Annotated in this window: 6 protein-coding genes; 2 read left to right on the top strand and 4 right to left on the bottom strand. The window is 72.0% G+C overall.

Annotated elements, in window-relative coordinates:
• Both HZS56_RS22270 and HZS56_RS22265 read right to left on the bottom strand, forming a co-directional pair.
• Positions 1-259: carboxyl transferase domain-containing protein (locus tag HZS56_RS22270; protein ID WP_308408132.1), on the bottom strand; the 259-nt coding region annotated here is incomplete at its 3' end.
• A gap of 200 nt (positions 260-459) precedes the next feature.
• Entirely contained in the window at positions 460-870 is a 411-nt protein-coding gene (locus HZS56_RS22265; RefSeq protein ID WP_216722532.1) for a nuclear transport factor 2 family protein, read from the bottom strand.
• An 822-nt stretch (positions 871-1692) separates the two neighbouring features.
• On the opposite strand from HZS56_RS22265, the gene HZS56_RS22260 reads away from it, so the two are divergent.
• Positions 1693-3885, top strand: coding sequence for an ATP-binding protein (locus tag HZS56_RS22260; RefSeq protein WP_216722531.1), 2193 nt, complete (start codon positions 1693-1695; stop codon positions 3883-3885).
• A gap of 84 nt (positions 3886-3969) precedes the next feature.
• Here HZS56_RS22260 and HZS56_RS22255 read toward each other — a convergent pair whose 3' ends face one another.
• A complete protein-coding gene (locus tag HZS56_RS22255; RefSeq protein WP_216722530.1) occupies positions 3970-4752 on the bottom strand; it encodes a siderophore-interacting protein in 783 nt (260 codons plus the stop codon).
• Positions 4753-4929: 177 nt separating this feature from the next.
• Here HZS56_RS22255 and HZS56_RS22250 point away from each other — a divergent pair, with 177 nt between their 5' ends.
• Positions 4930-5661, top strand: coding sequence for a TetR/AcrR family transcriptional regulator (locus HZS56_RS22250; protein ID WP_216722529.1), 732 nt, complete (start codon positions 4930-4932; stop codon positions 5659-5661).
• A gap of 39 nt (positions 5662-5700) precedes the next feature.
• Here the strand turns inward: HZS56_RS22250 and HZS56_RS22245 are convergent, their stop codons facing one another.
• Positions 5701-12255: a type I polyketide synthase gene (locus tag HZS56_RS22245; RefSeq protein ID WP_216722528.1), complete on the bottom strand. Its 6555-nt coding sequence runs from the start codon at positions 12253-12255 to the stop codon at positions 5701-5703.
• Between the last annotated feature and the right edge of the window lie 7 nt (positions 12256-12262).

Here is a 12262-nt window from a genome sequence, read left to right as displayed (position 1 = left end):
CCGTACGGCCCTCCACCGTCCCCCACCCCGTGACCACACCGTCCGTGTACGGCCTCTTCGCCTCCAGACCGAACCCCATCGCCCGGTGCCGCCGCAACTGCTCCACCTCCCGGAACGAATCCGGGTCCAGCAGCAGCTCGATACGCTCACGAGCCGTCAGCTTCCCCTTGGCGTGCTGCGCCGCCGTCGCCTTCTCACTCGGTCCCGCCAGCGCCTGCGCACGGATCCCGTGCAGCTCGGAGACCTGGTTCCGGGTCACGTCCAACAGTCGCCTCTCGGCCGGGGAACGGCCGTGGCGGCGTCCGCCTCAATGGGTGGAGGTGACACCGTGACGACCGCCCGAAGTGTGCGGCACGCCCGCCCGACGGGTCCCGAGGGCGCGACGTGCCGCGTGGTGTGCTGTCCGAGGCTAGGAGGGCGCGCTCACACGGTGGTAACTCGCCCTCCCTGCTGCCCTGTTCAGTTGTCGCCGAACAGCGTCCGCACGAAGTACTGCGTGTCGAAGAACTCACGCATGGCCTTGATCCGCCCGTCCTGGAGGGTGAACACCGAGACGATGTTGGCCTCGTAGGGCCGGCCGGAGCGGGACGCGGCACGGGCCACGCAGTCGAGCACGACCGTGTCTCCCTCGGCCACGATCTGCGAGGTCTCGATGGTGTAGGGAACGTCCGTGGAGAACAGGTCCATCAGCGGCAGCATGAACTTGTTGAGGATCTCGTCGAGACCGACCCAGCTCCCGGCGAGCGCGTGCTCACCGGGGATGCGGAACTCGGCGTCCTCCCAGAGGGTCGCCCGAATGGCCTCCGCGTCCCTCTCGTCGATGGCCTTGAGGTAGGCGAGGACGACGCTCTTCGAGTCAGTGGACGTCATGACTGCTCCTGTTGTTGAGGGGGGTGACGACAGGGGACGAGCCCGGGCGGCACGCCGAGGCCTCGGCGCTCCGTACGCACCGGGACGGCCCCTGGATCGCCGCTGTTCGCCCGACTCCCCGTGCCCATGTGCACTCATGGGAGCCCCGGGGTGAACGCGGCCTGACTCCTCGGAGGCTACACCGGCCCGATCACTCGACATCGGGTCTGGACACCTCGAATGCCCCTTGTGGACACGGTAGTTGCCATGGAAAGGCTCGACGGAGAGGGAACAATGAGCGCGGCCGCCGGCAGTGACGCCGGGCGGCCTGAACGGCTGTTCGGGAAGGAGCCCCGAGCGGTGCCCGACAACGCCCGTCGGCATTGTCAGTAACACTTGTTTTAGGGCATCACGATGGTTAGGGTGACACTGCCAAGCCACCCGGACTGACCGCCGGAGGGCCGGCAACCGTCACACACGGGGTCCGCTCGCGCCTTCGACGTCGGCGGGTGACACACACGGGGAGACAACGCGTTGCACCAGGCCTGCACATCAGCCGTTCCAGCATCACCCGTCGGCGGTCTGCAGCCGCCCCTCCCGCCGCCGGCGCCGGGAGCGCCCGGGGAGCACCTGGCGGAATCCGCACTTCCGCCCATTGGCCCTCCACCGGCACCACCTGTCGCGAGTTCGGACACCTCCGACCCGGCATGACCCCTCGACCCGGACACCCCGGGCACGCTGGGCGCCCACATTCGGCCTGCACCCGCCGCGGCGTCCAGAAAATTGAATGCTCAACTGAGACACCAATCTGCTGACCCGGATTCAGTCAATTGAGGAGCAGTCATGTGGTTTCGAATACTCGGGCCATTGGAAGTCCTCGACGGCAGCCGACCCATCACACTGAGCGGCACCAAACAGCGTGCCACACTGGGGTATCTGCTCCTGAACGCCAACCGTGTGGTCCCGACCCGGGAACTCCTCGGCGCACTGTGGCCCGACGGCACACCGCCGACGACGGCCCGCAAGATCCTCCAGAACGCGGTATGGGGCCTCCGCGGATCCCTCGCGGCCGGCGGCACCGACCGCCACAGCGGTCTCCTCCTCACGAAGGCTCCCGGATACGTCATGCAGGTGGACCGCGACCAGGTCGACCTGCATCTCTTCCACCGCCGCATACAGGAGGGGCGGGCCGCCCTGGAGTCCGGCTCCCCCGCGCAGGCCGCGGTCGTACTGCGCGACGCCCTGTCGCTGTGGCACGGTCAGGCCCTGTCCGACCTGGTCGAGAGCGGGATCAACTGGCCGGAGCTGGACGCCGCGGAAAGCGCCCGGCTCGGCGCGATGGAGGACTACTTCGAGGCCGAACTGCGCTGCGGACGGCACCAGTCCGCGCTGGCGGCACTCGAGTCGATGGTCGAGGCACAGCCCCTGCGGGAGCGGCTGTGCGGACAGTTGATGCTGGCTCTGTACCGGTGCGGGCGGCAGGCCGACGCCCTGAACGTCTACACCCGGGTCCGCGCGTCCCTGATCGAGGATCTCGGCCTGGAGCCGCGACGCGAGTTGCAGTCCCTGCAGCAGGCGATACTGACCCAGGACGCCACGCTGTCACCGCCCGAGCCCCCGTCACCGGCGCCGGAACTCGTGCGGGCGAGCTCCGGACCGTCGGAGGAACACACGCCGACGCAGTCCGCGCAGCAGACCTGGCCGGCCGCCGCCCCGGAGCCTTCGAGGCCGCACGAGAACCCGGTGCACGAGCACCCGGAACACCACGGAGACCACCGCTCCCCCGACACGTCCGCCCCGGCCGCACACGTACGGGTGCCCACCCAGCGAACCGCCTCGGCGAGCACGCGCCGCCCGGTCAGCGTGCTGTTGGTCAAGACCGGGCTGAGGTCGTCCGCGGGCGACCGGACGAAGGGCACCGACGAACTGCACGACCGTCTGACCGACGGCATCCGGGACCTGGTGGGGGAACTGGGCGGATCGGTGATCAGCTCCATAGGGTCCACGCAACTCGCCGTCTTCGACTCCGGGCACGAGGGCGACGGCCACGCCGAGCGGGCCGTGCGGGCCGCCCTGGCCGTCCGGGACGAGTTCCACACCGCTCCCACGATCACCCCCCTCGACCGCTCCGCCCGGCGCGCCGGGGAGTCGACGGTGCACGCGGCGGTGTCCACGGGGGAAGCGCTGCTGCGCTACGAGAACGACGGTTCCGGCACGGTCCGATCGGCCGACGGAACACTGCTCGACGAGTGCCAGTCGCTGCTGTCCCAGGCTTCCGCGGGGGAGGTCTGGGTCTGCGGGAACACCCGGCAGCTGACCGCGTCGGAACATTCCTTCACCTCCGTCGGTGACTCACCACAGGCGTGGAAGGCGAACCGGCCGCCCGCACGCACCGTGCAGCCGGTGTCCGCGGCGGCCATGGTGGACAGGGAGATCGAACTCGACGTCCTGCGCGGCATGCTGGAGCGCGTCCGGCACCGCGAGACCCCCCACGTGGTCACGATCGTCGGGCAGCCCGGCATCGGAAAGAGCAGGCTCCTCAAGGAGTTCGAGCGGCGCTCCATGGGGCAGCCGACCGCCACGTGGTTCCTGGCGCCCTCCGGCCAGGACCGGGACTGGTGCCGGACGCGCGGAGCCCGCCCCTTCCAGCTGCGGAAGAGTCCGCTCTTCGACCCGTACGGGAACGAGACTCTGGAGCTGGACCTGACCCAGTCACTGAAGTCCGGCCGGAACCCGCTGGACGGCATCGCGCGGGAATGCCCTCTGATCATGTTCGTCGACGATCTGCACGAGGCGGACAACGCCCTCCTGGACTTCGTCGGCAGGATGAACAACGAGCTCACGCAGATACCGCTGTTCGTCGTGGCCACGGCACGCCCCCAGCTCTACGAGCGGCGCCCGGGCTGGGGCGGTGGGACGCCGCACTTCACGACCATCTCCATCGATCCGCCGGCCACGTCCCGCCGGGCGCCGAGGAACCTCCCGGTCATACCCGCGAACCGGCCGCTTCCCGGCCTGGCCGACTGCACTCCCTGATCCCCTCTGCCGCGCACGACCAGAAGGGCCGGGGGCCAGGCTGCCAGGGGGCCGGGGACCGTCGACGGGACCCGGCCCCCTGGCTCAGTGGTGCAGCCCCTTCTTCCCGGGCGTCCAGAACGGCTTGACCTTGATCTGCGTGCGGGGCCACTTGCGTACGTGGACGAGATGGTCCCGGACCGCCTGGCACGTACGCGCCTCGCCCGCGACGTAGGCCATGCCGGGCCCTTCCGGGAGGTCCAGGTCCGACACCGCGTCGACCAGCACCTTCGACGAGACGGGGGAAGCACCTTCGCGGTGGGTGCGGTGCAGGACGTGCGGCCCGGGCACGGGCACCTCGTCCTCGGGGGACTCGCTCTCCAGCACCCCGTACACCCGCGCCTCGGGGCCGAGGGCCCTGATCATGGGGCCGAACGCGGCGGACGCGGTCTCCTCGCCGACGAACACGTGGTACGGCGCGTCCGGCCTGAGGTCGAAGTCGCCCAGCGGCCCCCAGAACGAGACCTCCTGACCGATCTGCACATCACGGATCCAGCGCAGTCCGATACCCTCGCCGTCGTAGACATGCGCCCGGATCTCGACCTCTCGGCCGTCGTCCGACTGGTCCCAGACCGAGTAGGTGCGGAGGGTCTCCCCCGGGCGCAGGATTCCGTACAGCGACAAGGGGTCGTTGATCTGGATCCGCAGATGCCGGCCCGGCGGGACGGTCGTTCCGCCCAGGCCGTCGGCGGCGATCCTGATGCGCTTCATCGTCGGGGTCACCGAGCCCGTCTCCGTGACCACTCCCTCCAGTCGCTGCTTGGCGAAGATGTGTTCAAGGGGATTGAGTGACGGGCGCCGCGCGGGCTTCACCGTACCGTCCGACATGGGGGCTCCTCCCGGGCGCGGCGCTTCAGCCGCTCACACCTGCATCCGGCCTTTTCGCACCGCGACTGTGGACTATGCGTCACTTGCTCATTAATGTTTGACAGAGTGACTTAGATTACGACCACTAACAAACCATAGATCACCTACTATGTCAATGACTGGAAGCGAGGAGAGAAGATGCAGCAGCGGACGTCGAGCAGCCGCGTGCAGAAGCGCAGGCAAGCCACCCTGCTGGAGATCCGCAGTACGGCCCGCCGGCTCCTGCGCGAGCACGGGCCCACGGGCGTGACGGTCAACGCCGTGGCCCGCGAGATGGGCATGAGCGGGCCCGCCGTGTACCGCTACTACTCCAGCCACGACGCGCTGGTGGAAGCGGTGATCGCGGACTTCTACCAGGAGTTGACGACGGCCATGCAGGCAGCACGGGACGCCTGTCCGCCGGACCGGCTCGGGAGACGGCTGACCGCCACCTGTCGCGCGATGCGAAGCTGGACGGTCACCCACCCCTGCGAGTTCAGCTGGATGTTCGCCAGTCCGGTCGACGCGGAGAACCGCCCGAGCGCCGAGTCGCTGCGGATGCGCGCCGGGCAGCAGTTCGAGAAGGTCTTCCTCGACCAGTTCGTGGACATCTGGGAGAGGCACCCCGTCCCGGCCCGGCCGTTCGAGGACATGAGTCCGTCCTTGCAGAAGCAGGTCCTGGAGTACGCGGCCCGGACCGACAGTTCACTGCCGCCCGAGGCACTGCACCAGTTCCTGACGAGCTGGGTCAGGCTCTACGGGCTGCTGTGCATGGAAGTCCTCCGCCAACTGGACTTCGCCTACTCGGACCTGGAACCGGTTTTCGAGGAGTGCCTCAAGGACCTGTGCGACATGCACAACGTGGAGTACGAGGCACCGCAGGCGTCGTAGCGGCGGCCCGGCCGGACCCGCCCGGGCCGCCGCCGTGACTCAACGCTGCCCGGGCGCCGGGAAGTGGCCGGCACCGACGAAGAAGTCGACGTACTTCCGGAAGAGTTCCTCCGTGAACGGGGGGCACTCGACGCCGGTACCGACCAGGGCCGCCTCCGTGGAGGCGGTGTCGATGCCCGCCCCGGCGTCCTCGGCGGTCAGGGCGATCGCCTCGAAGGCCTCGAAGAGCGGCAGCATGGCGTTGTCCCGGTCCGCGTGCACGCGGCCGCGCCACACGTCGTGGGCCACCTCGTCGATCGCGTAACCGTACGCCCGCAGGTGCTCCACGCAGTCCCGGAAGGTCACCCCGCTCTGGTTGAAGAGGTGGAAGGTCTGTCCGACCGCCTCCTTCTTCCCGGACAGGGCCACGATCGCCGCGCTCACGTAGTCGACCGGCACGAAGTGGACGCTCCCGCCGAGCCCTTCGGGCGCGGCGCCGGCCTGCACCAGGCCCTTGAGGCTGAGCCACACGAAGTCACTGGTCTGGCAGGCGCCTCGGGCCCGGTCGCCCGAGATGACGTCCGCCCGGTGGACGGTGACCGGCAGCCCCCGCTCCGCGGCGAGGCCCACGATCCGCTCCGCCACCCACTTGCTCTGCACGTAGCCGGTGGGCTGCGACTCGACGGGCGCGGTCGGATCCTCCGGCCTGCGGGGCGCGCCGCCCGGCTCGCCGCCGGCGAAGACGCCCGTGGTCGACACATAGTGGACGGGCACCGAGCGGTGGCGTGCCGCCAGCCGCAGCACCTCGACGGTGCCGGACACGTTGGGCGCCTTCAACTCGACGTACGGGTAGAGCCAGTTGACGGTCGCACCGGCGTGGTAGACGGCGTCCACGCGCCTCGCCAGGGTGTCGAAGTCCTCCTCGTCGAGGCCCAGTCGCGGCGCGGCGAGATCACCGACGACCACCTGCAGGCGGTCGGGGTCGATCTCGTCCCACACCTGGTACCACTCGAGGCCCGCCCGCAGCCGCGCCCACGCCGCCTCCTCGTCGGCGCCGCGCACGAGGCAGTGCACCCTGCCGCGTCCCGCACGCATCAGGTCGCGGAGCAGGAAGGCGCCGAGGAAGCCGGTGGCGCCCGTGAGCAACACCTCGTCCGGCTCTGTGACCTCGTACGACACCTCCGGCGCGGGGACGATGTCGGCGGGCAGGTCGATCTCGGCCGCGAAGTCCACCGCGTCGCGGGAGTCGGAGACCTGCTCCCCGAGCCGCTCCAGCAGGGCGGTCCGCAGGAAGCCCGCGAGTTCGGTCGGTGTGGGCCGGTCGAAGACCACCGTGGCCGGGAGCCGGCAGCCGGTGGTGGCGATCAGCTGGTTGCGCAGCTCCACGGAGGTGAGGGAGTCGAAGCCCAGCTCCGTGAACCGCTGCGTCGGCCGGACGCCGTCGGTGCTCGTGTGACCGAGCACCGTGGCGGTCTCGGCCAGGACCAGGTCGAGCACCCGGCGCAGCTGTTCCTTCTCGTCGATTCCGGTCAGCCGCCCGAGCAGCGTGTCGAAGCCGTTGTCCACGTTCTGGGCCGTGCGGCGCACCGGTGTGCGCAGCAGTCCCCGCAGCACGGCCGGTACCTGCGAGGGCCGTTCGCGCAGGGTTGTCGCGTCGAGCGGCATGCCCACCAGGGCGGGCGTCCCCAGCCGCAGCGCGGTGTCGAGCATGGCCCGGCCCTGCTCCTGCCCGACGGGGCGGAAGCCGCCCCGGGCGATGCGGTTGAGGTCCGCCTCGTCCAGGTGGCCGGTCATGCCGCTGTCCTGGGTCCACACGCCCCAGGCCACGGACGTGGCGGCGAGTCCCGCGGCGGCGCGGTGCTCGGCCAGGGCGTCGAGGAACACGTTGGCGGCCGCGTAGTTGGCCTGTCCGGCGCCGCCGATCACGCCGGCGACGGAGGAGAAGAGGACGAACGCCGTCAGGCCGAGGTCGCGGGTCAGCTCGTGCAGGTGCCAGGCCGCGTCGACCTTGGGACGCATGACCTTGTCGAGCCGCTCGGGCGTCTGGTCCGGCAGCAGTCCGTCGTCCAGGACACCGGCCGTGTGCAGGACCCCGGTCAGCGGACGGTCGGCGGGCACACCGGCCAGCAGGTCCGCCAGGGCCTGGCGGTCGGCGATGTCGCACGCGGCGATCTCCACCTCGGCGCCGAGGGCGGTCAGTTCCCGCTGCAACTCCTGGGCCCCGGGGGCGTCGGGTCCGCGGCGGCTGACCAGCAGCAGCCGCGCCACCCCGTGCTCGACGACCAGCCGGCGGGCGAACAGGGCACCCAGGGACCCGGTACCACCGGTGATCAGGACCGTGCCGTCGGGCCGCCAGCGGTTGCGGTCGGGCCCCGTGTCCGTGGTGGCGGGCGGTGCGACGCGACGCAGCCCGGGAACGAGGACCACGCCCTCACGGACCGCCGTCTGGGGCTGCCGCGACGCCACGGCCCTCGGCAGTGCGGCCGCCGAACGGGGGTCGGCGTCGACGTCGACCAGCACGATCCGGTCGGGCGCCTCCGACTGTGCCGAGCGCAGCAGCCCCCACAGCGCGGCGGCCCCGGGATCCGCCGCGCCCTCTCCCCGGGGGCTCATCGCGCCCCGGGTCACCACGACGAGCCGTGCGTCGGCGAGCCGTTCCTCGGCCAGCCACTCCTGCAGGAGCGCCAGCATCCGGTGCGTCGCCGCGCGTACCGAGCCGGGGACGTCCGCTCCGGACGTGGGACGCCGGGATCCGGTGAGGTCGAGGAGTACGGCGTCCACCGGTCCGGCGGCACTCGCGGCCGCCCGTACGTCGTCGAAGCGCCGGGCGCCGGGCACGGTGAGGTCCGTGCCGTCACCGAGGACGTCCCAGCGCGGGGCGCTCGTGTCGTCCGGCGTGCCGGGCAGCGGGTTCCAGACCGTCTGGAACAGCGCGTCGTAGCCCTGCTTGAGCGCCGTGCCGAGCGTCCGCGCGGTCACCGCACGCGGCACGACCCGCTCCGCGCTGAGGACGGGACGCCCGGCGCGGTCCGCCACCAGCAGGGCGAAGCCGTCCGCGACCCGGTCGAGGCGCACGCGCAGGGCCGCGGCTCCGGTGGCGTGCAGGCGCACTCCCCGCCAGTCGGCGAGCGGTGCGGAGGCCCCGGTCGGCTCCCCGGCCGGCCCTCCGATCCCGGCGGCCATGTCCAGCAGCGCCGGGTGCAGTCCGAAGTAGGCGCAGGCGCCCTGCAGTTGCTCGGGCAGGCTCACCTCAGCGAACAGGCTGTCGCCCAGGCGCCAGAGCGGGGTGCGGTCCCCGGCCGCCGGGCCGTGCCCGGTGCCGGATCCGGCCGCGTCCGCGGTCCCGTCGCCCGGGGCGATCTCCTCGGCACCGGCCGGCGGCCATTCCGGGATGCCCGTCTCCTCGTCCGACGGGGCGGTGCCCAGGAGTCCCGACGCGTGCACCGTCCAGAGCGTGTCGACGGCGTCCGTGCGCGCCGACACCGTGACGGTGCGGCGGCCGGTGTCGTCGCGGGCGCCGACGCGGACCTGGACCTGGAGCCCGCCCGTCTCGGGCAGCACCAGCGGGGTGGTGAGGGTGAGCTCCTCCAGCAGCGTGCAGCCCGTCTCGTCGCCCGCACGGACGGCGAGTTCGACGAAGACCGAGGACGGTACGACGTCGGAACCGAGGACGGTGCGGCCGGCCAGCCAGGGGTGGGTGAGCCGGGACATCCGCCCGGTCAGCAGGACTTCGTCCCCGTCCGCGACCGGCACCGCCGCGCCCAGCAGCGCGTGCCCGGCGCCGGCGAGCCCGAGACTCGCCGCGTCCCCGGTCAGAGCCTGCTCGTCGAGCCAGTACCGCTTGCGCTGGAAGGCGTAGGTCGGCAGGTCCACCCGGCGGGCGCCCGTACCGGCGAGGGCGCCGGTCCAGTCGACGGCCACGCCCTGCACCCACACCTCGGCCAGCGAGGTCAGGAAACGGCCGAGCCCGCCCTCGTCCCGGCGCAGGGTCCCCGCCACCACCACCGGGACCTCGGGCCGGGTGACGTCCTCCAGCGTCTGCTGGACGCTCGTGGACAGCACCGGGTGGGCACTGACCTCGATGAACGTACCGAAGCCCTCGGCGGCCAGCGCCTCGACGGCGGGCTGGAAGCGCACCGTCCGGCGCAGGTTCCGGTACCAGTACCCGGCGTCCATCGTGGAGGTGTCCAGCCAGGTCCCGGTCGCCGTCGAGAAGAGCGGCACGTCGGACGTCCCGGGCCGCACGTCGGCGAGCGCCCGGGCCAGTTCGTCCTCGATGCGCTCCACGTGCCGGGTGTGCGAGGCGTAGTCGACCGCGATCCGCCGGGCCCGTACCTCCTCGGCCGCGCACTCCGCGAGGAGTTCGTCCAGTGCGTCCGGGTCGCCCGCCACCACGACGGACGTGGGGCCGTTCAGCGCGGCGACCTCCAGCCGGCCGGCGTACCGTGCCAGCCGGGTCTCGACGTCCGCCGGCGCCTGCGCCACCGACACCATCCCGCCCTGGCCGGCCAGGCCGTCCGCGATGGCCTGCGACCGCAGCGCCACGACGCGGGCGCCGTCCGCCAGGGAGAGCGCGCCGGCCACGCAGGCGGCCGCGATCTCGCCCTGCGAGTGGCCCACCACCGCCGCCGGTTCCACGCCGTAGGAGCGCCACAGCCGGGCCAGCGACACCATCACCGCCCAGGACACCGGCTGCACCACGTCGACGCGTTCCAGCGTCGGCGCGCCCGGCGTCCGGCGGAGCACGTCCGCCAGGTCCCAGTCCACGAACTCGGCGAGCGCACGGCCGCAGGCGTCCATCTGCTCGGCGAACACCGGTGCCGAGTCGAGCAGTTCCACCGCCATGCCCGCCCACTGGGTGCCCTGGCCCGGCAGGACGAAGACGGCACGGCCCGCGGCGGCGGACGCGGTGCCCTTCACGACGCCCGGCGCGGACTCGCCGCGGGCCAACGCGCCCAGGCCGTCGAGCAGTTCGTCGCGGGAGGCGCCGGTGACGACGGCGCGGTCCTCGAGGACCGCGCGGCTCGACACCAGCGACCAGGCGACGTCGCGCGGCTGCGGGCCCGCGTCGTCCGCCACGGCCGCCAGCAGCCGTGCCGCCTGGCCCCGCAGGCCTTCGGCCGAACGCCCCGAAAGGACCCACGGCACCACCGGGGAGCCGGCGGCGGCGGTCTGCGGCCCGGGGCCGGCAGCGGGCTCCTGGGTCTCCCGGGTCTCGCGCGCTCCCTCGGGTACTTCCTCCAGCACGACGTGTGCGTTCGTTCCGCTCACGCCGAACGAGGAGACGGCGGCCCGGCGCGGCGCCCCGGTCTCGGGCCAGGGCCTGGGCCCGGTGAGCAGTTCGACCGCCCCGGAGTCCCAGTCGACCTGCGGCGTCGGGGCGTCCACGTGCAGCGTCCGGGGCAGCACCCCGTGCCGCATCGCCTCGACCATCTTGATCACACCGCCCACTCCCGCGGCGGCGACGCTGTGCCCGATGTTCGACTTCAGCGAGCCCAGGTACAGCGGACGCCCCGCACGGCGCTGCTGCCCGTACGTCGCCAGCAGCGCCTGCGCCTCGATCGGGTCGCCCAGCCGGGTCCCCGTACCGTGCGCCTCCACCGCGTCCACGTCCGCGTACGACAGCCCCGCACTTCCCAGCGCCTCCCGGATCACCCGCTCCTGCGACGGACCGTTCGGCGCCGTCAGACCGTTCGACGCACCGTCCTGGTTCACCGCCGAACCCCGCACCACCGCCAGCACCCGGTGCCCCAGCCGCCGCGCGTCCGACAACCGCTCCAGCAGCACCAGACCCGCACCCTCGGACCAGGCGGTGCCGTCGGCCGCGGCCGCGAACGACTTGCACCGTCCGTCGGCGGCGAGACCGCGCTGCCGGGCGAAGTCGATCAGGCCGCTCGTGTCGCAGCTCACCGTCACGCCCCCGGCGACGGCCAGGGTGGATTCGCCCGCCCGCAGCGACCGGATCGCGGAGTGCATCGCGACGAGGGACGAGGAGCAGGCCGTGTCGAGCGAGACGGCGGGCCCTTCGAAGCCGTAGGTGTAGGAGATGCGGCCGGAGGCCACGCTGCTGAGCTTGCTGGTCATGAGGTAGCCCTCGAAGTCCTCGGGGGCGTTGAGCCCGAGGTAGCTCTCCTCGACGATGCCCACGAAGACACCGGTCCGGCTGCCCTTGAACGTGGTGACGTCCAGGCCCGCGTGCTCGAACAGCTCCCAGGAGACCTCCAGCAGCAGCCGCTGCTGCGGGTCCATCGCCACGGCCTCCCGCGGGGAGATGCCGAAGAACCCGGCGTCGAACAACGGGGCGTCGTGCACGAAGCCCGCCTCGACCGAGTAGCTCTTCTCCTTGATCCTCTCGATGTCCCAGCCGCGGTCCCGGGGGAGTTCGGTGACCGCGTCCCTTCCCTGGTCGACGAGGTCCCAGAGGTCGGCCGGCGAGGCGACACCGCCCGGGTAGCGGCAGGCCATGCCCACGATCGCGACGGGCTCCTCGTCGGCCGCCTCCCGCTCGGCCAGCCGCCTGCGGGCGTCCTGGAGGTCGGACGTGACCCGCTTCAGGTAGTCGACAAGCTTGTCTTCATGAGACTTGTCTTCAGGGGACTTGTTGTCTTTGGACATCGACTCG

Origin of the sequence: Streptomyces mayonensis (assembly GCF_018982965.1) — a bacterium.
GTDB classification, from domain to species: domain Bacteria; phylum Actinomycetota; class Actinomycetes; order Streptomycetales; family Streptomycetaceae; genus Streptomyces; species Streptomyces mayonensis.
This window is presented reverse-complemented; position numbering and strand designations above follow the sequence as displayed.